Here is a 22,208-nt window from a genome sequence, read left to right as displayed (position 1 = left end):
CTGCTCTCCCCCTGCTGTCCTGCCGCCGCCTGTCCCGGACCGGCACGGCCAATTTTTTAGCGGCTAAAGTCCGCGCCCCTGCTGCGGCAAGACCACGGCGCGCATGACGGCATGCATTTCATCCTGGGTATCGGCGATCTTGGCCAGCACGGCGCGGATCGTCGCCTCACCGAACGCGGCAGTGCGCTCGTCGTTGGTCAGCCACAGCTTCAGCAGGCCGCCCAGTCGGCCCAGGTCGCCATTGATGCGCGCCAGTTCCTCGACGCGCCGGTGATCGAGGATGCCCGGCAGCCGGTAGCCCAGCCCGACCCTGCGCAGGTAGGCCGCCACCGGCAGCCCGGCCGCAGCTGCCAGCCGCTTGATCTGCGCTTCTTCATCGGGCAGTACCGGCACGCGCAGCTGCCGGGCCTTGCGGGTGGTGGCGTGTCCTGGTTCTTGCATGGCGTCCTCGCGGTTGGCGCGGCACGCGCAGGCCTCGCAGAGCAGGATGTCCGTTGAGCGCCGCAGGCGCGAATAAGGCCCCGTGAAGAGAGATAACCGGCCCGCCGGTTAGCTAACTTCACCTATCCTGCCCCGGCCCGCACGGCGACCGAGCCATTTAATCGTAGGACAGGCTTTCGATTTAACCCTTGTTCTGGCACAAAACGGAGCGGATTTTATCGGTCACTATTCCGAAAAGGCCTTTAAAGGCCTTATTTGCCTCGAACCGTGGCATATCAGGCTTCAACCGTGTCAGATTGGTGGTTCAACCGTGCCAGTTTTGTGGTGTAACCGTGCATCTTCCACATAACGTGAAGGGGAGTAAATACCATGGAGAAACCCTATGCCGAACAACTGAGTGACTGGATCAAATGCAGCAAGCCGGCCAAGCGCGACCAGTACTTGGTCGCCTTCCTTGCCGTCAGCGACGATGTACGCGCCGCACTGGCGGCGGGCTTTCCCATGAATACCATCTGGCGCCATATGTATGCCTCGGGGCGCGTACCGTTCGGCTACGACACGTTCCTGAAGCACGTGCACCGCATGCTGAAAGCCACCGCACCGGCCGAGGAGACGGCTGGACAAGGCGTGGCGCCGCAGCGGCCGTCATCCCGCCAGGCCCGCGCGGCATCCGGGAAACCGGACGCCGTGGCACCCCGCCCGGCGCCAGCGCCGGCCGGCTTCCATTTCAACCCGATCCCGGACAAAAAGGAGCTACTGTAATGGCCCATATCCATATGATGCTGCAGGGTAAAGGCGGAGTCGGCAAGTCGCTAATCGCCGCCCTACTCGCCCAGTACATGCTCAGCAAGGCCCGCACGCCGCTGTGCATCGACACCGATCCCGTGAATGCCACCTTCCATGGCTACCAGGCGCTGCAGGTCCGGCGCATCGACCTGATGGAAGAGGAGGAAATCAATCCACGCGGCTTCGACGCCCTGATCGACCTGGTGGCGCAAGCCCAGGGGGACGCCATCATCGACAACGGCGCCAGTTCCTTCGTGCCGCTGTCGCACTACCTGATCAGCAACCAGATCCCGGCCCTGCTGGCGGAACTCGATCATTTGCTTGTGGTGCACACGGTGATCACGGGCGGCCAGGCCCTGCTCGATACCATCAGCGGCTTTGCCCACCTGGCCAGCCAGTTTCCACCGGAAACCCGCTTCATCGCCTGGCTCAATCCCTACTGGGGGCCGGTCGAGCACGAAGGCAATGGCTTCGAGCAGATGAAAACCTATCTGGCCAACAGGGAGCGCCTGTCTGCCATCGTCCGGCTGCCCGTCTTGAAAAAGGAAACCTTCGGACGCGACCTGGCCGGCATGCTGCAGCAGCGCCTGACCTTCGACGAGGCGCTGGCCATGCCCGCACTGCCCATCATGACGCGCCAGCGCCTGAGCATCATCCGGCGCCTGATCTACGGCGAACTCGATGCCGCGATGGTGCTGTGATGGGCGACCAGACCGAGGAGCTGCTGCGGGAAATTGCCGCGAAACATGGCATCGCCGTCGCGCGCGACGACCCCATCCTGGTTTTGCAGACCATCAACAGTCGCCTGATGCAGGACAGCGCCAGGGCCCAGCAAGTCCAGCTGGATCGGTTCAAGGAGGAAATGGAGGAGCTGTCGCGGCGCTGGAGCACGGACGCCAGGGAAAAGGCCGAACGCATCGTCAATGCGGCACTGGCCGCCGCCCGGGAAGCCATGGCTGCCGCCATGCAGGAAGGAGGCCAGCAGGCGGCAAGGGCCGCACGCCAGGAAATCGACGGCGCCCTGCTCCAGCTTGCCCGTCCCGTGCGCGCCGCGCAAGCCATCGCGGTGTTGAATGTCGCCGCCGGCTGCCTGGCCATGCTGGCGGCGGCCGTGGCCTCATGGGCCGTGCTGCGATAGGCCCAGCCGCGAGCCGCGACCGGCTTGCAGCACATGGCTGCGCTCGGGCCCCTGCTGCGTCTGCTGCCGCTGCAGTAGCTTTTCCAGGCGCAGCGCCTGCTGCTGCGCATCCCACTCGCTGGCCAGCCCAGGATGCCGGGTACGCAATTTGCGCTCAGCCAGTTCCTCGATGCGCGGCGCGTGCACGCCCATGCTGTCGCGCACTTCGCGCTACATTCCGGTCATACATTGCGAGTCAAGCAACCATGCGCCGATATTCACGCTCAAGATAATCATCAACTGCAGCAATATCTAAGTTTCCCTCTCCATACCATGCTTTTATCTCCGTCAAAGCCAAGGTACCAAAACGAGCCCAGGCAACCATGTTACTACGCAACATAAACTGGATAATTTCTCCGCCAGAACGTACGCCAGCATCCACAGCGTCGACCAAGCATAATGAACCATGCGCAATCATTAGCATACGGCGCAATTCAGGATTCGCAGCGGACGGCACACATTGTAGCCATGGCTGGTCGTGATAGAAGCGCTGCTTGACGGTCCACATCAGGCGAGTCAAAATTTCCGTAATGAGCACCGGAATGGACAAGGCAAAGCCATGACGCAAGTCATAGCCTTGCTCGAATACCCGCACAGCAATAGTAGCGAAGGTTTGTCTATGTTGCCCAAACTCTCCTACTTCAAGCAATTGAAGCAGAGAGAAAAACGGCATGGGAATACCCGTTCCACGCCCACCCGACGACAAGGTACCAGAGGACCCAGCCATATCGGAAAACAGATGCCCCAACCAATTGGCAAAACCTGCAAAGACCTTGGATACCAGATTAGTGCCACGTAACTCGAAGGTCGTCGTGTCAATGGTAATTAGCTTACCATCCGAAATAAAACTTGCAGTACTTGTAAACTGATTAAGTAGTGAAAAAAACAAACCGGTCAGATCAGGGGAGTGGGCGAGGCTCTTAATGTGATGATTTCCAGTACTCATCTTGAACGCTCCACCTACATCAGCGGTGTGGCGATGATCATAGTTCACTTTAAAATTCCGCTCCAGAAAACCGATCGCACTCGCCGTAGCATGATCCGGATTACGCGGCCCGTCCCATCCATTCATCCTGGCAAAATTTTCCACGAGTTTATTCGTGGTTTCATCGGCCATTTTTCCGACCGCACCTTGACCAGGCAAACCGACAAAGAAAATATCTACCAAGCCGCCTATCAGTCCACACGTTCCTGCGATCATGTAGTCATACTTATCGCAGTTTGCATTCTTAAGGCTGAACTCTTCCTTAATACGTTTCTCCAGTGCAATGCGCTGGGTATCACTCATGAGAAGACGGAAGGGGTCCGCCAATAACTGGACGTTATTTCGCGCAGAATAGGCGTCCGCAGCGGCTAGATAATCGTTCCAGCAAGCGCTGGAATCCACTTGTACGCAATCCAGCAGACTTAACGGCTTTATCATCGGCACTGGAGGCGTAGTGGCTGTATAAGGCTCGATATCGATATCGATATCGATATCATGATTATCAAAAATCACCACGACATCGTCGGAAGTCGCTACAGTACAGGCCTGCGCAAGCAACTGGTCCAACAGTTTGTCATTCTGCTCTTGGCTACTCTGCAACTGAGCGAGCGTCAGCGATATCGCGCCTAACTGATCACCTACGGCATTCAATTGATGCTGCTGCACCACGAGAAATTGAGCTTCGCTGTGCAACTGGTTTTCCCCACTCACGAGAAAAGACCAACAAATTTTTCTTTTGCCTTGTCCGCGGCATCACTGGCGGCTCCTTTCAGCACATCACCAACCTTAAAGTAGCCGATGATCTCAAAGGCTTTCGCGAGCTCCTCCAATTTGTTTTTTGGAAGCCCTGGCTTAAGCCCAAGCTTGAACACACGCTGCTTTTGCCCATCCTTCTCGATTTCAAATGCGCGCTCCTCATAGAAGTCACGGATAAATTGAAATAAATCGGCCTTGGTGGCATCACGGGTGAGTGTTTTAAGCTTGGTTTCATCTAACTGACCAGCGCATTTAAGCTTAGCAGTACTGGCCTGCACAGAATCACTGCGCCCCGTCAGCACGGTACCTGCGCCAGTAAGTTGCTTGAGCGCACCGGCGAGCCTACGAATTTTCTCGTCCTGTGCACCGTGCATTTCAATTGCAGCATTCAAGCTGACAGTAATAAAATTAACATCTTCGATCAGCATTGCGATGGTCGACTGCGTCAGTTTTAGCACCTCATGGAGCATCAACTCCCGGCGCTTGAACCGGGTAAGTTCATCTGCACCAGTTAACTTGCGCACACCTGCGTAGGTCCCTACCCCAATCAATACAGCTACACCGATACCTGTCGCCATGCTGGACATGCCAAGCATACCCCCCATACCCAATGTAGCCAGGCCAGACGTCATGCCAGCAGCCGACAGACCAATCACCGAACCAGATAAATACACGGCCGCCAATGGCGTACCAATAGCAGCAGCCTTTGATGAAAGCAGTTTGAGCGTAGCGACGATCTGATCGTCACTAATCTCTTCCTGTAAAAACTGCCGATCAAGCGTGATAGCCTGAGTCGCCAACTCTATCTCAGCGTCGATGACCTTCAGCAGATCACGATGTTTATTAAAGAAGGCGAAATTTTTGACATCGCCACCTTCTGTACTCAGATAAATATTAATCAAGTCTTTGACCAACGATATATGCACCGACTTAATCTGGCCTTCCGGACACTCGCTATCGATGATGCCGATTAGCTGAGACATTGGAACAATTTCCATCTTGTCTGCCATATAAGCACGCAAATTCAACCTCGAATCGACCTGCAGATCAATTCGCGTCATCAACAACAATATCTCTGCCATTTCTTTTTCATCGATCACGCCGTCATTATCGTAGGCCATGTTCACCATCACTTTGACGTAGGCGACCTTCAATTCGTCGTGCATCTCAGAGATCGGAATAATTTGCTTCTCTTCCCTAAATTCATTGAAACCACCAATGGCACCGCTCAGTACTTTCGACAGCGCAACGTAATCGCAATCCATCAATGATTTAAGTTCAATGGCTCTACCGTCTTTACGGCGGATCCGCACGCATGGTTCCGACTTATCGTTATTCTTTCCGGTTAGCAACTCGACATACTCAGCAGATTCCATTTCTGCAAAGGGAATGCTGACGGGATCACTAAAAGCCGCCCGATAAATTACTTGCTCCCCTGTGAATAACAATCCATCTTTCCCACTTCCGAACATGGTGTTATCGTACAGACCAACAACATTCGATACGCTCCCAGCATAAGCAAATGCCACCACCGCATTGTTCAATTTTTTCTCTGGGATGTCTGGCGCCACCGATAGATTTTTTTTAGATATTACCGTAAGGTTCTCGCGCAAAAAAATATTAATGCTGGCCATGGTTTTCCTGTACTAAAAGCAAACAAATGAAAGATATGGCATGGTGTCATTAATAATGCATTTTGGCAATAGAAATTGCATTGAAACATCCAATAGATTCTCAATCCGCCTGATGGGTATCAAATCAAGAGAGTAAGTAGTACCACTTCGGCATGATGCAGGAAAGCGCCTGAGCCCAGCAGATCCAACCGGATTAGTTCAAGGAAGAAACGGAAGATGTGTCGCGGCGCTGGAGCACGGACGCCAGGGAAAAGGCCGAACGCATCGTCAATGCGGCGCTGGCCACAGCCCGGGAAGCCATCGCTGCCGCCATGCAGGAAGGAGGCCAGCAGGCGGCAAGGGCCGCGCGCCAGGAAATCGACGGTGCCCTGCTGCAGCTCGCCCGTCCCGTGCGCGCCGCGCATGCCATCGCGGTATTGAATGTCGCCGCCGGCTGCCTGGCCATGCTGGCTGCGGCCGTGGCCTCATGGGCCGTGCTGCGATAGGCCCAACCGAGAGCCTCGTCCGGCCTGCAGCTGGTGGCTGCGTTCAACCCCCTGCTGCGTCTGCTGCCGCTGCAGCAGCTTTTCCAAGCGCTGTGCCTGCTGCAGCGCATCCCACTCGCTGGCCAGCCCGGGATGCCGGGTACGCAGCTTGCGCGCGGCCAGTTCCTCGATGCGCGGCGCGTGCACGCCCATGCTGTCGCGGACCTCGCGCACCAGTTCCAGGCGACCCAGCAGGCGCTGCATGGTTTTCTGTTGCTGCTGCACTTGCTGCTGCCATTGCGCGCGCGTGGCGGGAAATGCCAGCAAGCCCGGCTGCTGCATCTGCGTGCGCTGCAGGCGCGATGCCTGCGATTCGATCAGGTTTTCCAGCCTGTCCTCGATGCGCTCGACCTGCTCGTGCTTGGCCTCGACCTGCGCCGCCAATGCCGCGCCATACTGTGTGTCCAGCGGGGCGGCATCCAGCATTGCCGCCTGCTCCAGCTGCTCGTCCGCTGCCTGGTAGCGCTGCGCGTCAGCCTGCATCTCGGCGCCGCCCCGCGCGCCTGCGCTGGCAGTCCTGCCTTGCTGCGGCCGCTCCATCGATAGTTTCATAATCCGCCTCCCCTATCAGCGGGCTCTGCGCTACCGGCTCAGCTTGCGTCCCTGTTTGACGCTAGCGCTGCTGCTGTGCGCCTGGCCGTCCTCGTAGCTGACACTGGTATCAATACCCGTCCCAGGTACTTTAGCGAAATCGCTGGCGGCGTGCTTGACCAATGTCTTGCCAACTTGCTGATACACGCTGGCGCCATCGGCGTGCACGATGACGCCAGCATACGTCTTGGCCTTGTCCGCGTCACCAGCAAGATAAATATCGTAAATGCCGGGCTTGATCGCCCCTGCCTTGTCCACCTTGCTGGTGGCCCACTGTCCGCCCTGCTCGTTTTGCAGCAGGCGCTGGCCGTTCATGACCAAGACTCTTTGCTTCATCAATACGCTCCTGTTTATCGGTAGGACGTGACAGCGGCCGAATCGTTCGGCGATGGGCCATTTTAAGACGCGATACTTGCCGCTGGGCAGCTAAATGCCTGCGATGTGGTACACATCAAACTGGCCCAGCGCCTGCTTCGCCATCCGGCATATCCCTGAGCCGCCGCGCCTGGCGCGATATGCCCTGGAGGATCGCATCGGCAAGATCAGCGGGAAAGCCGGGTGGCAGCAAGCCATACATGGCGGCCACCACCGCATCGGCATGCCCTAGCACCTCGTCCATCACTTCCTGTGCCGCGGCCGCGCCGAAACTGGCCTGGCGGGCCTGGCTCAGCCAGTGGCGCCGCTGGATCTGTTCCAGATGGTAATGGTTGCTGGCGCCGCGCACGGCCATCGCCAGCCGGGCATTCTGGCGCGGCAGCTGGTGCGCGCCGGGGCCGATAATGGGATGGGCGGACAGCACGTCGTAGAGCGGCGTCAACTGGAAACGGCTGTGCGGCAAATGGAAAATGCTGAAGTTCTTCGCGTGGCCATCGGTCGCCGCCAGCAGCCAGAACACCAGTTGGGTCTTGAAGAAGCGGCGGCGGTCTGCCTCGGCCTGCGCAGACCCGAGCAGGATATCCATGATGCGGCTGATGCCCGGCCCGCCATCGGCCTGATACTTGTGCAGGGGCGGCGTACCGGTCGCCTGGCAAAAATCCTCCTGCGGCAGCCGGACGATCCAACTGCCGTCGCCAGACAGCCTGCGGTCGAAGCGCTCCACCACCAGCGTCTTCAGGTCCTCGAAAGTGGCGATGCGGCATGGCGCCGTGGGCAGTCCGAACGCGTGCATGATCTGCGAACACAGCCATTCGTTTTCCACCGAGGTGCGCATGTCCGCCCGCATATTCCCCACCAGCCCCATGGGCAGCTTCAGTATGTGCGTCGTCGGCGTGCTGCCGGTGGGACGATGCCACTGGCCGCGATGCCATAGCAAGGCCGTCTTTTCCTGGGCGCCGGCAATCGACAAGCGCAGGTCCGGCTCTGTGCCGGCATGCCCGAACGGGGCTTCCGCGACCGTGTTGCGCAGTATCCTCGCCACGCCAGCTTCGTCGAGCGCCTCGCCCGTGATGCTAAACAGATCCGTAGGAACCTCGCTGGGCGGCAATAGCTGGATGGCGCCGACACAGTCGCGCCCGGCCGCAGCGAGCAGCTGGTATGGCGCGATGCCGCCAGTCTGGAAGTGCTGGGCCATGCGGCGCCGGATCTGTTCGCTGTCTGGCAGAAGGTTGTCGAAATAATTCTGCACCAGCGGGCCGCGATAGGAGCCTCCCTGCGGCTTGAAGGGCATCGACAGCGACAGCGGCCGCCCGGCCTCGTCCTCGATCCAGGCGTCAAAGTAGGTCAGTGAAGAGGTGCCAGCGGACGCATCCCAGTAGGCGACCGGCGTCCCGTTCAGCCACAGATTCAGGCGCTGCGCATGCGCTCGCCGGCCCATGGCTTACCAGCGCTCCCTGGCCGATGGTGGAGGTTCCTGCCTTGCTGGCGCTTCCGGCCGCGCGGGACCGGGCGCACGCTGGCGCGCGAGACGGGCGGCGGGCGGCCCCGCATCGACTGCTTCCTGCGCGATGGCGGCATCCGGAGATGGCTGCCCGGCTGGCGAGAGCAACAGTTCTGCCCCCAGCAGGCGCAGCACCGTGTAAAGGCGCTCGACGCTGGTCGAGGCGGGATTGGCTTCGATCTGCGCATAGCTTTGCTGTGTGATGCCCAACTGTTCCGCCAGCGCCTGCTGCGACAGGCCGGCCTGTTTGCGAAAGCCGACGAGAATCGGCCGCAACTGCTGCAAGGATCGGATCGGATAGTCCATGGCGTGTCTTGGGATGTGTATCTACAGTATAGGACCTGTGAAACGCAATTACAAGAAACAGGCTGTAATTCTATTTTACAGCCCATAGACTGTATTACAGACATTCCAGTGAATGGCTGGCGGACACCACCAAGCAGGTAGCGACTCAGTTGGCGCAGTGGAATTTCAACCAGAATGCTTCCCGGCAGCGACTGTCAAAGCGCCTGATCGCAGGCTGCACCTCGACCGGCGCCTGCCCGTTCGATGGCACCTCGTACGTGATCCAGCACTCCGCGCAGGCCGCCTGCGATGGAAAGCTGTCTTCCTCGGACGTGCGCCGCACCACCACGCCATTGCTGAAATAATAGGTCGCCACTTCCTGCCGTACTTCGAAGCCGTCCTCCTGCCAGGAGGATTGCGCGACGTCGCGCCGCTCGATCACGGCCTGGCTAGGCAGCTTGAAAATGGCACCGATGTAGGTCAACAAGTCATTCATGGCCATGTGGCAAATAATTGGACGGTTCCGTCTGCACTTCGAGACACGCTGGCGGCAGCTGCAGGAACGCGCAAGAGCCAAAGTGTAGCACCAGCCCTGATCCGCGCGACACGCGCCATAGGGCATGGTTGCGTCAATCCCCGGCACCGAGCAGCTTGAGCGGCACAAGCCCGGCAAGCGCCACCTCCACTTCGACACCGTCGGCGCGTCGTAGCCAGGCCAGCCCTTCCCCGCCAGGCCTTCGCCCTAGCACCAGCACGCCTTCGCCCTGGCCATGGCGCACCAGGAGGCCGGTGCAGCGCCAGCGGCTGGAGCCAGTCTGCGCGGCAGGAGCGGCCTGCGCGGAAGTCGGCGGACCGGCGGCAGATGGCACGGCTGTGGCGTCGCCGCTACCGGGAGTAATCGTTTCTTCCTCGCCAAACTTCGCACCGAGGAATGCGCGCAGGAGCTTGACTGCGCTGCGCGTGATCTCCGGTTCGCCCTCGCGCAGCCAGGCCACCACCTCGCCCGGATGCGATTTATAGGCCGTCACCAATTCATTCACGGTCGTCACGTCGCGCACCCTGCCCTCGTTGAACGCCAGGGCAATGGGTTCCGGCAGGTCCAGCAGGGCCGCATGCTGCGTCACGAAGGCGGCGGACTTGCTGATGTTGCTGGCGATCTGGCCCCGCTTTAGCCCCTTCGATAGTTCGCGGCCGATGTAATTGGCAATCTCGCGCGCCGTCAACTCGTTGCGCTGCAGGTTTTCCACCACCTGGTCGGTCTCGCTGTGGTCGTCGTCGATAAAGCCGGGGATAGTCGCCAGCTGTGCCAGCCGCGATGCGCGGTAGCGGCGCGCGCCGTGATTGATGATGTAGCGGCCGGGCCGTTCGGGATGATGGCGCACGGAGATCGGCGTCTTGATGCCGCGCAGGCGGATCGAGGCGGCGAGTTCGGCCAGGCTGTTCGCCGTAAAGCCCGGATTCTCGGCCGAGCGCGGCTGCAGCGGGTCTTCATCAATATGCTCAAGCGGAAGCGCCATCGGCCTGCCCTCCGGCGCACGGCCGCTGGCGGCACCTGGCGGCGCGGACGCCCTCTTCATCGCGACTGGTCCGGATTACCGTACGCCACGAACCAGGTCAGGTAGCAGAAGAAGGCATAGTGCAGCAGGAAGGTCCATCCGGCATGCGCGCCCGGCGTATCCCACAGCACCAGCGCGCGCAACAGCTGGAACAGCACGTCGCACACCATGATGAAGCGCAGCATTGGCCAGCACAGCACGGTCAGAACCCATATTATCTGGCGTACGCTAGGGCTATTTGCCGATGGCTGTGACGCAGATCGTTGTCCAGGCGCAGGCGAGCATGCCTTGCCCTTGCTCTTGGTAACAGCTGGAAACTGAATAATGTCAGCCATGCTGACCTCCTCACCTGTTGCGCGCGACTCATCGCCGCGCTGGAGCACAGCATATATAGTTGCGCGACCCAGCTGCTCCCATCTTGATCTAGATTAAACCGGTGCACTTGCATACACCTATTTTTAGCAGCTAAAACTGCACAGACCATCAGATGCCCTTGTGGCTGCCACCTGCAAACACCTTTGATCTAGTCGATGTACCCGACCTATTCCAGTTGCATTAGCCGTATCCGCCATCGATACTGACTACGTATTTTCGGAATAATGATTGTGAATACAATGTCGACAGACCGCCACTGGCTATACGACCTCAACGATCCGATCTGAGTCATTGCCGCCATGCTGGCACCGAACCTGTCTCACTCGCTGAGGAGCAAAAGGAGCGTACCATGACCAAAGTCGCATTTCCTTCCACCCCAGAGCCACCCGCAGCTCCGACGCTCAATGAAGAGCGTTTCATCCGCTTGGCTGAAGTACTCGCAATCTGCGGGAAATCCCGCAGCAGCATTTATGAAGGCATCAAGGAAGGCACCTTCCCTGCCCCGGTAAAACTTAAAGGCCGCTCATCGGCCTGGCTCAAGAGTGAAATCCGGCACTGGATGCAGTTGTGCGTCGCCGCACGGCATCCTGTCACTGTTGCAATACAGGCTCCTCCGATGCAAACGGTGGGTGCGACTGGTTTAAACAGGCGCGCCAGACGCCAGCCTACTTAAGGTCGGCCCAATAGCAGCCGGATGCAGCAGCCTCCAACCGGCCAGAAGCGACCATTTGGAGAAGAGTGACAATGTGTGAGAATTTCTGCTTGACATTCCGCTATGCTCTGGTGCCGCTATCGGCAAGAAGCGAACTTCTTATTCGGAGGTTTGGTCGTAACAGCGCGATGCAGCGTGAGCTTGGCCCGCGACTGTGATCCCAACAACAAAGAACTATTGGGCCTGGACTCGACTCTGATGCATATCTCAAAACTGACGCTCGTCAATTACCGAAACTTCGCAAGCGCAGCCCTGACGTTCACGAAGGGTGTGAACACCATCATCGGAGAAAACGGGTCGGGGAAGACGAATCTGTTTCGGGCCATCCGCCTGCTGCTCGACGACTCGATGTCACGATCAGCATCTCGCTTAGAAGAGTCCGACTTTCACCGCGGCCTCGACAACTGGCGTGGTCACTGGATCATCATTAGCCTTGAGTTCGACGAGATCGGTCCGGACGAGGCCATCCAGGCGCTCTTCTTACATGGAACAGGGGTGGTAGCAGGAGCAGCGCCAATAGGCCGGGCCACCTACAACCTGATCTTTCGACCAAAAAAGGATGTCCGCCTCAAGCTAGCCCAACTTGCAGACAGAGACATCGCTGGATTGGCTGCAGTCAGGGAGTCCATTGAAATTTCTGACTACGAAACGGTCATCACCGGCAGAAGCACGGCCGACTTTGGCAACCTCGCGACGTACACCGAGATCGTGGGCGACTTCGAGAACTGCATAATCAGCGACGAGACTGATGATCCACGTATTGGCGCCCGCGTTTCTCCCCTTCTTTCGGTCGCAAGCGAGGTATCGTTTACCTACATCCAAGCGTTACGGGACGTCGTGGCCGAATTCCACAGCAACAGAACAAACCCACTGCTCACGCTGCTAAAAAGCAAGAGCGGCGCGATCTCCGCGACTGACATGGATCCGATCGTCGCCAGAGTCCGCGAGCTCAACGAATCGATCGTGGCACTGAACGATGTGCAGGTCGTCCGATCTGACATTCGAAGCACAATCAAGGCGGCTGCGGGCGAGACCTATTCGCCAAGCTCCCTGTCGATTCGCTCGGACCTGCCAGAAGAGGCTGACAAGCTTTTCCAGTCGCTGAAGCTCTTCGTGGGCGAGTCGGACGAGAACTATGAGGGTGCCATTCACGAGCTGAGTCTTGGCGGGGCCAACCTGATCTTCCTGACGCTGAAATTGCTCGAATTTCAGTATCAACGAACGCATCAGTCGATCGCCAACTTCCTAGTTATCGAGGAGCCCGAGGCGCACATCCACACCCACATCCAGAAGACGTTGTTCGATCGTATTGCCTATGCCGACACGCAGATCATCTACTCTACGCACTCGACCCAGATTTCCGAAGTCAGCAAGGTCTCCAGCGTCAATGTGCTGGGGCGATGTGGTGCAGCGTGCGAAGCCTATCAACCTACAACGGGTCTCGATCCAACCGCGATCGACACGGTGCAGCGGTACCTAGACGCGGTTCGAACCAACCTCTTGTTCGCCAAGAGTGTGATCCTGGTTGAGGGTGACGCGGAAGAAATCCTGATTCCGCTGATGTTCAAGCAGGTGACGGGGCTCAGCCTTGACGAGGTCGGCGTCAGCCTAATCAACATTCGTAGTACAGGTTTCCAGAATGTGGCAGTACTCTTTCACCAATCTCGAATCCGCAAGCGCTGTGCGATCCTCACTGATCGTGACGCAGCCATTATCGACACAACCCCTTTACCGCGCGACTCTGATGCCGATGTTCGCTACAAAAGAAAGTGCTATGGATCGGACGTGAAGGGGCTTACACGCAAGCTTGCTCTCGATCTCTTTGTCCAAGGCAACCCTTGGCTGTCCCCCCATTACGCCGATCACACGTTCGAAGTAGATTTCATCGCAGCTGGAAACGCATCGAAAGTTAGAGCATTGGTGCCGAGCATCTATGTCGACCCAGCAACGCTCGTGGCGGCCGACGCCGAGCTGACATCTGGGGACAAGGCACTGTTCGGGCGGCGCGTTCTCACGATGGCGGCTAACCAGGGTAAAGGTTGGTTTGCCATCCTGCTGGGCAGGTGCTTGGATTCTGACACTGTCATACCGCTATATATTCGAGACGCAATTTTCTTTGCCAAGCCGACCCTGTCAAAGGAGTTGTTCTCGAACATCTATCGCTACAGAGTTAGCAAGGCTGTGCAAAGTGGTGTCCTAGCCGCAGCAGGTGCCGAAGCATTGCATGAGTGGATTGCGCAGTACCATTCCGGCACCCTACCTCTTGCCGACCTCAAAGCTATGCTGCTGGAGATGCTGCCGAACGATCAGATCCATCGATTGCTGGCGAATGTGGATTAAGGGGGCGTCTATGTTCGCTTGGTCCCGACATGAGCTGAACCCGGAACAAGAGGCTGCGGTGCTTTTCGCTGGCAGTCAGTTCCTCATTGCCTGTCCGGGCAGCGGCAAGACACGAACGCTGACGTACAAGATCGCCTATGAACTGTCGCGACTGCCCTCCGACCGCAAGTTTGTCATTGCAATCACCTACACCAATCGTGCTGCCGACGAGATCCGCGAGCGCATCGAGAATTTGGGAGTCAACACTGAGCAACTGTGGATCGGCACCATTCATGCTTTTTGCCTTGAATGGATTTTGAAGCCCTACGGTCTCTATCATCCCGATCTGGCTCACGGATTCCGAATCATCGATTTGCACGAGCGCGAAAAGATGCTGGAGCAGCTGTGCTATCCATACCGAGCTCAGCGCGTCACCATTTGGGATTGCGACTACTACTTCACGCCTCGCGACCGTGTATTGGGGTGTCGCGACACGCACAAGCATGCGGTCATCGAAAATGTCCTGGACGAGTTCTTTGCGACGCTAAAGTGCAGGCGGCAGATTGATTTCGAGCTGATCCTTTTCTACGCGCATAGACTCGTGACAGCCCATCCTGCGATCAGTGGAAATCTTTCCAAAATTTTCTCATTTGTCTTGGTTGACGAGTATCAAGACACCAAAGAGATTCAATATGAGATTCTGGGAAGGATACTGTCAGCTGGCGGTGGTACCACCAAGTTGCTGATGGTGGGAGATCCCAACCAGGCGATTTTTGGCTCGCTGGGTGGCGTCCCTATCGACCTCGCCGGCCTGCGCGCTTTAACGGGTTTAGAGATCGAACCGAGGGCGTTGTCGCGAAACTATCGATCTTCCCAGCGTCTCATTGATTACTTCGGGAACTTTAATCTGTATGGGACGGTGATCGAGGCTTCGGGGCGAAACCGAGACTTTGCCAGCCTGATCACCTACGACGCGACCATCCATAAGGACGATCTCGCCGACGAAATCGCGCGTTTGATTCAGTACAACATCGAGGTGCTGGGTGTGCCGCCCAATGAGATCTGCGTCGTCGCTCCCCAGTGGCCTTATCTGACGGCCATGACGCGCGCGCTTGTGGTGCGGTTGCCGGAATATCGGTTTGACGGCCCAGGCATCGTGCCATTCGCCCGAGACCCGGAGAACTTTTGGTACAAAGTGGCGCGGCTTGCCTTGACCGAGCCTTCCCCTGGCGGCTATCTGCGTCGCTTGCGATGGGCAGGCGAGGTGATCCAGGATCTAAGCAGCGCAGGCGTCGACGTTTCCGCCTTCAACCGCAAGCACCTTCTCGCGGAATGCAACGCAGTTGTGATCGATGAGACGGACGGCCTCCTTTATCTGCGCACGTTCTTCGATTCCCTGTTCGTTCGCCTTCAAGTGCCCTACCTTGGGTTCGTGAGCCTGAGGGAACACCACGAGGCGTTCTTCGCCAGTTCCGAGGCGCGATTGCAACGACTGCAAACTGATGGAGTCGCCGCTGCCAGCGACGTCTCCTTCTTCAAAAAAGCGTTCCAGGCGCGCTCCGGGATATTGGTATCCACCATTCACGGCGTCAAAGGCGCCGAGTTCGATGTCGTCATCGCTCACACCTTGCTCGAGGGGATGGTACCGCACTTCAACGACGCCGCCGGAGACGACAGTGCAAAGAAACTCCTGTACGTCATCGGATCTCGGGCGCGAAGGCACCTCCACATGTTTTCTGAGACAGGTCGCGCAAGAGGGCAGCGAGGCGATACATGGGGTGCGACTCGATTGTTGAAGGCCTGCGTCTTCCCTTACGACTCCCCGTAGAGCCGCTGTCAGGTGCCAGACGCACCGTGCCGACGCCCGGCCTGACGTTCGGCTTCTTGCGATTGGCGCAGGAGATATGAAGCGAGCGCCGTTACCGGTGGCGCCACGCGTACTGGATCGACTCGGATGCCCGGCTCTATAACTGAACAATGGGAAGGTCTCCCGTAGTCTTCGCGTTAGCAATCTTTGTAGACTCCGCAAGCCTGCGGCACCTTGAAAGCAAGGGCAAGCAGCACTGCACGCCAACATGACCGACCTCGGCCAAGACTGGCAATGTCTCGGTCGAAATGTTTGCTATGTGCGAAGCGAAGAAGGAAAGATGCGATCAACTTATCCGAGACTTTGCAATGCTGAATGAAAAGTCTTCCTCTCCGGACTTATGCAATCGTCGCATTGTCCGCTGTCCGGCCTCGTCCAGGCGCGTCCGAAGCGGATTTTTCATACTTTTTTCATACCAAACAAAAAAGGCCTACACTAAATCAGTGTAAGCCTTTGATATCAAACGAATTCTTGGTGGGAAGTGCAAGTTTCGAACTTGCGACCCCTGCAGTGTGAATGCAGTGCTCTACCCCTGAGCTAACCTCCCGAAGCGAGGCGAATTATCGCATAGGTGTTGCGGCATCTGCAAGGGCTGGCGACAGGAAATTTAGCATGCCCCGCTTTTTTTCTCAGGCGGCCGCTGGTGGCGCGGTGACGGCGCTCCAGATGCACTGGCCTTTGGCAGCCTTGTCGAGGCCGGCGATGGTGGCTTCGTGGGCGGCGAGCTCGTCGGCCGTGGCACTCTGGAAGATGACTTCGGCGAGCGGCACGATTTCCAGGGCGGCGCCGTCGGCAGCCACTTCCACTTCTTCTTCCATGCTCAGACTGTTTTGCCCGCGCGTCATGGCCAGGTAGACGTCGGCCAGCAATTCCGAGTCGAGCAGCGCGCCGTGCAGCTTGCGGTGGGCGTTCGAGACGCCGTAGCGGTCACACAGGGCGTCAAGCGAGTTGCGCTTGCCGGGATGCATTTCCTTTGCCTGCACCAGGGTGTCGATCACGCCATGCACTTGCTCATGCACGGGCGGCAGATTCAGGCGCTTGAATTCCGCGTTGAGGAAGCCGATATCAAATGGGGCGTTGTGGATGATCAATTCGGCGCCGGCGATATAGGCGCGGAATTCGTCGGCGATTTCTGCGAATTTCGGCTTGTCGCTAAGGAATTCCGTCGTCAAGCCGTGGACGGCCAGCGCGCCCTCTTCCGAATCGCGCTCGGGATTGATGTAATGGTGAAAATTATTCCCCGTCAACATGCGGTTGTTCAGTTCGACCGCCCCGATCTCCAGGATGCGGTCGCCCGTGCGCGGGTTCAGGCCGGTGGTTTCAGTATCGAGAACAATTTGACGCATGGCGGATTCAGTCGTAAAAGCAAAAAGCGAAGGGCACAGTATAGCAAACCTGTGCCCTGCGATGACAACCGGCGACCTTGGACATTCTTACGCGCGCACGGTTTCCACGCCCAGGTTGGCCAGCTCATCGGCCCGTTCGTTGCCCGGATGGCCATTGTGACCGCGTACCCAGCGCCATTCCACTTCATGAACGGCCTGGGCCGTGTCGAGCGCCTGCCACAAGTCGACGTTCTTCACCGGTGCCTTGGCCGCCGTTTTCCAGCCGCGCGCCTTCCAGCCGTGGATCCATTCGCTGATGCCCTTCTGCACGTACTGGCTATCGGTATACATCACTACCTGGCAGGGACGTTTGAGCGCCGTCAAGGCTTCGATCACGGCCTTCAATTCCATGCGGTTATTCGTCGTATTGAGTTCCCCGCCGTAAATTTCTTTCTTGGCGCCATCGGCCACCATCAGCGCGCCCCAGCCGCCTGTGCCCGGATTGCCCTTGCATGCGCCATCGGCATAAATTTCTACCTTATCCATCTTGCTGTTCCCGCCTTTTATTCGTGACCGGTGCGCCTGCGGGCGCCGTCGCCGGTTTCTTGGTCCACGCCGGACCGATCAAACGCATCCCTTTGACACGCTTGATCGCCTGCACTATATACACTGCGCCCAGATATGGCCACCAGCGCGCACCGGCCTTGTCCATGAAGGCGTTGCGGCGCAGCCATTTTTCTGTCCTGCAGGCAGGTGCGTAGCAACCGAAGTGGCTTTGGCTGACGCCCATGTTCAGCAATTTTAACCAGTCTTTCATGCGCGGCATAGAGATCAGCTCGCCCGCCTGCGGCAGGTAATGGCGTCCCGTGACTCTTCCGAGGCCCTGGCGCATGCCCCACAGGCTGGCCGGATTGAAGCCGCAGACGATCACGCGCCCCTCGGGGATCAGCACGCGCTCGACTTCGCGCAAGACCTGATGCGGCTCGGCGGCAAATTCAAGTACGTGCGGCAAGACCACCAGGTCCAGGCTTTGCGAGTCGAACGGCAACTCGTCGAAGGCCGACACCAGGGTCAAACGGCGCTCTTGCGGCGGGCGCGACGGCAGGCGCGCATCGAGCAGCCATTTGTTCGGCATGCGGCTGGCCGCCAGCGCATCGAGCTGGGGCAAGCCGATCTGCACGGCGTTAAACCCGAAGATGTCGACGGTCAAACTGTCGAGGCATTGCTGCTCCCAGGCGCGCACGTACAGACCGGCTGGGGTCTGCAGCCAGCCATCAAGCGCTATAATGGATTTTTCGGATGCCACACTGTCCATTCAGTTTTCTCTTTTGCTCATGACACATTCCCCTGAACACGCTTTATCGGTACTTGCCGTGCCCGCCTTTGCCGACAATTACCTGTGGCTGATCCATGACGGCCGCCACGCCGCCGTGGTCGACCCTGGCGATGCCATGGCCATCCTCGATGCGCTGCAAGCACATCAGTTGACCTTGTGCGCCATTTTACTCACGCACCACCACGCCGACCACACGGGTGGCGTACCTGAATTGTTGCAGCATTTCGCCGTGCCCGTCTTCGGCCCGCGCAATGAGGCTATCACAACCATCACGCAAGCGCTTGGTGAAGGCGATGTCGCCTATGTGCCGGAGCTCGGTTTGCAGATGACCGTCATCGACGTGCCCGGCCATACCAAGGGGCATATCGCCTATGTGCGCCAGCGCTCGGAGCAAGGCGATGCGCCATGGCTGTTTTCCGGCGACACCCTGTTTGCCGGCGGCTGCGGCCGCCTGTTCGAAGGCACGCCGGGCCAGATGGCCGACTCGCTGGGCAAGCTGGCCGCCCTGCCCGATGATACCGAGGTATTTTGCGCGCATGAGTACACCTTGTCCAATCTGCGCTTCGCCAACGCCGTCGAACCGGGCAACCGTGCCCTGCAGGAACGCATCGCCATCGACACGGAAAAGCGCCAGCAGGGTTTATCCACCGTGCCGTCGACCATTGCCATGGAAAAAGCCACGAATCCCTTCCTGCGCTACCGCGAACCGGCCATCTTGACCAGCCTGAAGGTGGAAGGCAAGCTGGCCAACGACGCTTCGCCCGTGGAAGCATTTGCGGCGCTGCGTATGTGGAAAAACAACTTTTAAGCTTCTGTCTCTACAAAGAAAAATCCCGGCGACACCATCAGGCATCGCCGGGATTTTTTTATCGATCTATTTGATCGGGATCAGATTTCTTCATACAGCGGCAAGGTCAGGAACTCGGCGAACGATTCCGACGTCGACATTTCCTCGAAAATCTGGCCCGCGCGCACATAGGTCGGACCGTTGCCGCCCGGCGCATCGCGCTGCACCTTGGCCAGTTCTTCCGGAATCATGGCACGTACCATGTCGGCCGTGACCTTGCGGCCGTCTTCCAGCACGCCTTTGCTGGAACGAATCCATTGCCACACTTGCGAGCGGCTGATCTCGGCCGTGGCCGCATCTTCCATCAGGTTATGGATAGGCACGCAACCGTTGCCAGCCAGCCAGCTGCCCAGATAGTGGATACCCACGTTGATGTTGTAACGCAAGCCCGCTTCCGTGATCGGCGCTTCCGGCTGGAAGTTCAGCAGATCCGACGCTTTCACCTCGATGTCGGGACGCTGTTTCTCGATCTGGTTCGGCTTGTCACCGAGCACTTTCGTGAACTCGCCCATGGCCAGTTCCACCAGACCCGGATGGGCAACCCAGCCGCCGTCGTAGCCGTCGGTGGCGTCGCGCGCCTTGTCGTTGCGCACACCGCCCATGGCGATGTCGTTCTTTTCGGGATCGTTCTTGATCGGGATCAAGGCTGCCATGCCGCCAATGGCGGGCGCACCGCGCTTGTGGCAGGTTTTCAGCAGCAGCAAGGCGTAGGCGCGCATGAACGGCGCCGTCATGGTGACTTTCGCGCGGTCGGCCAGGCAGAAATCCTTGTCCAGCTTGAATTTCTTGATGCACGAGAAGATGTAATCCCAGCGCCCCGCGTTCAAGCCAGAGCTGTGCTCTTTCAGTTCGTACAGGATTTCATCCATTTCAAACGCAGCCAAAATGGTTTCGATCAGGACAGTCGCCTTGATCGTGCCTTGTGGCAAGCCCAGTTCGCTTTGCGTCATGACGAAGATGTCGTTCCACAGGCGCGCTTCCAGGTGCGATTCCATCTTCGGCAGGTAGAAATACGGGCCGGCGCCGCGCGCCAGCTGTTCCTTGGCGTTATGGAACATGAACAGGGCGAAATCAAAAATGCCGCCGGAAATGCGCTTGCCGTCGACCAGCACGTGCTTTTCATCGAGGTGCCAGCCACGCGGACGCACGACGAGGGTGGCGATCTTGTCGTTCAGCTTGTACGACTTGCCATTTTGCTCCAGCGAAATCGTCTTGCGCACGGCGTCGAACATATTGATCTGGCCCGTCAGCTGGTTATCCCAGTTCGGCGTGTTCGAATCTTCGAAGTCCGTCATATAGCTGTCCGCGCCGGAATTGAAGGCGTTGATGACCATCTTGCGCTCGACGGGACCGGTGATTTCCACGCGGCGGCATTCGAGCGCCTTCGGAATCGGCGCGATCTTCCAGTCGCCATCGCGGATATGCGCGGTTTCTGGCAGAAAATCAGGACGCTCACCCGCGTCGAGGCGCTTGGCGCGTTCCACGCGCACGGCCAGCAACTCCTGGCGGCGCGGCTCGAATGCGCGCGTCAGCTTGGCCACCAGCGCCAGCGCTGCCGGCGTCAAAATCTGTTCGTAGCCGGGCTGGATTTCACCCGTGATTTGCATGCCTTCGGGAAGTGTGATCGTGTTCTGCGTCATGAAGTTCTCCGGTTTTTAATAAATATAAGCAAAGGGTATCTGGTGATCCAAGTATAAGCTGAATGACTGCGCGGACAAGCGGGACAAAGGCGTAAAACACTCTGCCGGGCGGTGCGTTTGTCCTATAGTATTGCACTATAAGGCATGGAAACGAGATTAAAAATCACTTCATCTATGCGTTTTTATCACAAGTGACGAGATAGCGAGCACAGCATATGGGCCAGTTCAGACAAATATCAACCTTCGTGGAAGTGGTGGCCAGGGGCAGCCTGTCGGCGGCCGCGCGCGCGGAAGGCATCGCCCCGGCCATGATAGGCCGGCGCCTCGATGCGCTGGAGCAGCGCCTGGGCGTCAAATTACTGCAGCGCACGACGCGCAAGCTGGCCTTGACGAATGAAGGCGCGGCCTTCCTGGAAGATTGCCAGCGCATCCTGGGAGAACTGGAAGAGGCGGAAGCGGCCGTGGCCGAGCGCAGCGTGAAGGCCAGCGGCCATTTGCTCATTTCCGCGCCGGCCGGCTTCGGGCGCCAGCATGTGGCGCCATTGATCCCCTCGTTCGTCGCCGAGCACCGCGACGTGACGGTGTCGCTGAATCTGAACGACCGCCTCGTCGACCTGATCGGCGAAGGCATCGACGTGGCCATCCGCATCGCCAGCCTGTCCGATTCGTCTCTGGTGAGTACGAAACTGGCCGACAACCAGCGCGTGCTGGTCGGTTCGCCCGCCTATCTGAAACGGGCCGGCACGCCACGCATCCCGGCTGACCTGGCGAAACATAATTGCCTGGCGATCAGCAGCGAAGGCAGCCAGCGCGGCTGGACCTTCCGCGAAAACGGCAAGAATGTCATTTTGAAGGTGGCCGGCAATATGGTGTGCAACGATGGCGAAGTGCTGCACGACTGGGCCTTGGCCGGCAAGGGTCTGGCGTGGCGCTCGATGTGGGAGGTTGGTGCCGAAATCGCCTCGGGCCAGCTGGTGACGGTGCTCGACCAGTTCGCCGCGCCGGGCAACGATATTTATGCCGTGTTCGCCCAGCGCCGCCACTTGCCGCTGCGCATACGGGCGTTTGTGGATTTTTTAAGGCACTCATATTCCCAGCCCGACTACTGGCGTGAAAGAGCAATCTAGTCAATGCGGGCCGAACTGGAAGAACGCAGCTAAGCGTAGGTCGGCTTGG

Annotated in this window: 24 protein-coding genes and 1 tRNA gene; 9 read left to right on the top strand and 16 right to left on the bottom strand. The window is 58.5% G+C overall.

The genetic code is table 11. The features are described 5' to 3' along the window. Window positions 1-63: 63 nt before the first annotated feature. A complete protein-coding gene (traJ, locus tag ACP7DW_RS21900; RefSeq protein WP_426056586.1) occupies window positions 64-441 on the bottom strand; it encodes a conjugal transfer transcriptional regulator TraJ in 378 nt (125 codons plus the stop codon). Window positions 442-810: 369 nt separating this feature from the next. Here traJ and ACP7DW_RS21895 point away from each other — a divergent pair, with 369 nt between their 5' ends. From ACP7DW_RS21895 to ACP7DW_RS21885, 3 genes are read left to right on the top strand one after another with little or no spacing between them, the layout of a single operon-like run. Beyond that, a complete protein-coding gene (locus tag ACP7DW_RS21895) occupies window positions 811-1,203 on the top strand; it encodes a TraK family protein (protein ID WP_426056587.1) in 393 nt (130 codons plus the stop codon). Further along, on the top strand, window positions 1,203-1,928 hold the full coding sequence (locus tag ACP7DW_RS21890; protein ID WP_426056588.1) for a conjugal transfer protein TraL: 726 nt from the start codon (window positions 1,203-1,205) through the stop codon (window positions 1,926-1,928). The genes ACP7DW_RS21895 and ACP7DW_RS21890 overlap by 1 nt, the downstream gene beginning before the upstream one ends. Then, window positions 1,928-2,365 (top strand): conjugal transfer protein TraM, encoded by a 438-nt coding sequence (locus ACP7DW_RS21885; RefSeq protein ID WP_426056589.1) that lies wholly within the window; start codon window positions 1,928-1,930, stop codon window positions 2,363-2,365. The genes ACP7DW_RS21890 and ACP7DW_RS21885 overlap by 1 nt, the downstream gene beginning before the upstream one ends. On the opposite strand, the gene ACP7DW_RS21880 is transcribed toward ACP7DW_RS21885, so the two are convergent. The 3 genes from ACP7DW_RS21880 to ACP7DW_RS21870 are packed head-to-tail and all read right to left on the bottom strand — an operon-like array spanning window position 2,345 to window position 5,779. Then, window positions 2,345-2,569: a hypothetical protein gene (locus tag ACP7DW_RS21880; RefSeq protein ID WP_426056590.1), complete on the bottom strand. Its 225-nt coding sequence runs from the start codon at window positions 2,567-2,569 to the stop codon at window positions 2,345-2,347. The two genes, ACP7DW_RS21885 and ACP7DW_RS21880, sit on opposite strands and share 21 nt — an antisense overlap. Window positions 2,570-2,600: 31 nt before the next feature. Continuing rightward, window positions 2,601-4,082, bottom strand: a complete 1,482-nt coding sequence (locus ACP7DW_RS21875) for a hypothetical protein (protein ID WP_426056591.1) — start codon at window positions 4,080-4,082, stop codon at window positions 2,601-2,603. Window positions 4,083-4,096: 14 nt separating this feature from the next. After that, entirely contained in the window at window positions 4,097-5,779 is a 1,683-nt protein-coding gene (locus ACP7DW_RS21870) for a hypothetical protein (protein ID WP_426056592.1), read from the bottom strand. A 218-nt stretch (window positions 5,780-5,997) separates the two neighbouring features. Here ACP7DW_RS21870 and ACP7DW_RS21865 point away from each other — a divergent pair, with 218 nt between their 5' ends. Further along, complete coding sequence (locus ACP7DW_RS21865; RefSeq protein WP_426056593.1) at window positions 5,998-6,264, top strand: hypothetical protein; 267 nt, start codon at window positions 5,998-6,000, stop codon at window positions 6,262-6,264. Here ACP7DW_RS21865 and ACP7DW_RS21860 read toward each other — a convergent pair. The 7 genes from ACP7DW_RS21860 to kleE form a co-directional block, all read right to left on the bottom strand. Further along, complete coding sequence (locus tag ACP7DW_RS21860; protein WP_426056595.1) at window positions 6,244-6,855, bottom strand: IncP plasmid survival protein KfrC family protein; 612 nt, start codon at window positions 6,853-6,855, stop codon at window positions 6,244-6,246. The two genes, ACP7DW_RS21865 and ACP7DW_RS21860, sit on opposite strands and share 21 nt — an antisense overlap. Window positions 6,856-6,885: 30 nt before the next feature. Beyond that, entirely contained in the window at window positions 6,886-7,230 is a 345-nt protein-coding gene (locus tag ACP7DW_RS21855; protein ID WP_426056596.1) for a KfrB domain-containing protein, read from the bottom strand. A 115-nt stretch (window positions 7,231-7,345) separates the two neighbouring features. Beyond that, a complete protein-coding gene (locus tag ACP7DW_RS21850; protein WP_426056597.1) occupies window positions 7,346-8,707 on the bottom strand; it encodes a type II toxin-antitoxin system HipA family toxin in 1,362 nt (453 codons plus the stop codon). A 3-nt stretch (window positions 8,708-8,710) separates the two neighbouring features. Beyond that, complete coding sequence (locus ACP7DW_RS21845; protein WP_426056598.1) at window positions 8,711-9,076, bottom strand: helix-turn-helix transcriptional regulator; 366 nt, start codon at window positions 9,074-9,076, stop codon at window positions 8,711-8,713. Between the two features lie 145 nt (window positions 9,077-9,221). Further along, the gene (locus tag ACP7DW_RS21840; protein WP_426056599.1) at window positions 9,222-9,542 is read right to left on the bottom strand and encodes a hypothetical protein; all 321 of its coding nucleotides are present in this window, start codon (window positions 9,540-9,542) and stop codon (window positions 9,222-9,224) included. Window positions 9,543-9,684: 142 nt separating this feature from the next. Next, a complete protein-coding gene (locus ACP7DW_RS21835) occupies window positions 9,685-10,572 on the bottom strand; it encodes a ParB/RepB/Spo0J family partition protein (RefSeq protein WP_426056600.1) in 888 nt (295 codons plus the stop codon). Between the two features lie 56 nt (window positions 10,573-10,628). Next, entirely contained in the window at window positions 10,629-10,946 is a 318-nt protein-coding gene (gene kleE / locus ACP7DW_RS21830) for a KleE stable inheritance protein (RefSeq protein WP_426056601.1), read from the bottom strand. Window positions 10,947-11,335: 389 nt separating this feature from the next. Here kleE and ACP7DW_RS21825 point away from each other — a divergent pair, with 389 nt between their 5' ends. The 3 genes from ACP7DW_RS21825 to ACP7DW_RS21815 all read left to right on the top strand — a co-directional run bounded on the left by ACP7DW_RS21825 (window position 11,336) and on the right by ACP7DW_RS21815 (window position 15,845). Next, window positions 11,336-11,659: a helix-turn-helix transcriptional regulator gene (locus ACP7DW_RS21825; RefSeq protein ID WP_426056602.1), complete on the top strand. Its 324-nt coding sequence runs from the start codon at window positions 11,336-11,338 to the stop codon at window positions 11,657-11,659. A gap of 237 nt (window positions 11,660-11,896) precedes the next feature. Continuing rightward, window positions 11,897-14,038 carry an ATP-dependent nuclease gene (locus tag ACP7DW_RS21820; RefSeq protein ID WP_426056603.1) on the top strand — a complete coding sequence of 714 codons (2,142 nt, stop codon included), beginning with the start codon at window positions 11,897-11,899 and terminating at the stop codon, window positions 14,036-14,038. A 10-nt stretch (window positions 14,039-14,048) separates the two neighbouring features. Further along, a complete protein-coding gene (locus tag ACP7DW_RS21815) occupies window positions 14,049-15,845 on the top strand; it encodes a UvrD-helicase domain-containing protein (protein WP_426056604.1) in 1,797 nt (598 codons plus the stop codon). 511 nt (window positions 15,846-16,356) lie between these two features. Here ACP7DW_RS21815 and ACP7DW_RS21810 read toward each other — a convergent pair. From ACP7DW_RS21810 to ACP7DW_RS21795, 4 genes are all read right to left on the bottom strand, one after another. Next, window positions 16,357-16,431 (bottom strand) — tRNA-Val (locus ACP7DW_RS21810). 82 nt (window positions 16,432-16,513) lie between these two features. Beyond that, entirely contained in the window at window positions 16,514-17,230 is a 717-nt protein-coding gene (gene dnaQ, locus ACP7DW_RS21805) for a DNA polymerase III subunit epsilon (protein WP_298405755.1), read from the bottom strand. A gap of 87 nt (window positions 17,231-17,317) precedes the next feature. After that, the gene (gene rnhA, locus ACP7DW_RS21800; protein ID WP_092800349.1) at window positions 17,318-17,755 is read right to left on the bottom strand and encodes a ribonuclease HI; all 438 of its coding nucleotides are present in this window, start codon (window positions 17,753-17,755) and stop codon (window positions 17,318-17,320) included. Continuing rightward, window positions 17,748-18,524 (bottom strand): class I SAM-dependent methyltransferase, encoded by a 777-nt coding sequence (locus ACP7DW_RS21795; RefSeq protein WP_298405751.1) that lies wholly within the window; start codon window positions 18,522-18,524, stop codon window positions 17,748-17,750. Before ACP7DW_RS21795 ends, rnhA begins: the two co-directional genes overlap by 8 nt. 19 nt (window positions 18,525-18,543) lie before the next feature. Between ACP7DW_RS21795 and gloB the strand changes: the two genes are divergently transcribed. Next, a complete protein-coding gene (gene gloB, locus ACP7DW_RS21790) occupies window positions 18,544-19,353 on the top strand; it encodes a hydroxyacylglutathione hydrolase (RefSeq protein WP_426056605.1) in 810 nt (269 codons plus the stop codon). A gap of 80 nt (window positions 19,354-19,433) precedes the next feature. Here the strand turns inward: gloB and aceB are convergent, their stop codons facing one another. Further along, a complete protein-coding gene (aceB, locus tag ACP7DW_RS21785) occupies window positions 19,434-21,032 on the bottom strand; it encodes a malate synthase A (RefSeq protein ID WP_426056606.1) in 1,599 nt (532 codons plus the stop codon). Window positions 21,033-21,247: 215 nt separating this feature from the next. Between aceB and ACP7DW_RS21780 the strand changes: the two genes are divergently transcribed. Continuing rightward, on the top strand, window positions 21,248-22,159 hold the full coding sequence (locus ACP7DW_RS21780; protein ID WP_426056608.1) for a LysR family transcriptional regulator: 912 nt from the start codon (window positions 21,248-21,250) through the stop codon (window positions 22,157-22,159). The last annotated feature ends 49 nt before the right edge of the window (window positions 22,160-22,208 follow it).

This window comes from Janthinobacterium sp. PSRC1-1, assembly GCF_049897525.1.
Taxonomy (GTDB): domain Bacteria; phylum Pseudomonadota; class Gammaproteobacteria; order Burkholderiales; family Burkholderiaceae_D; genus Janthinobacterium; species Janthinobacterium tructae.
This window is presented reverse-complemented; position numbering and strand designations above follow the sequence as displayed.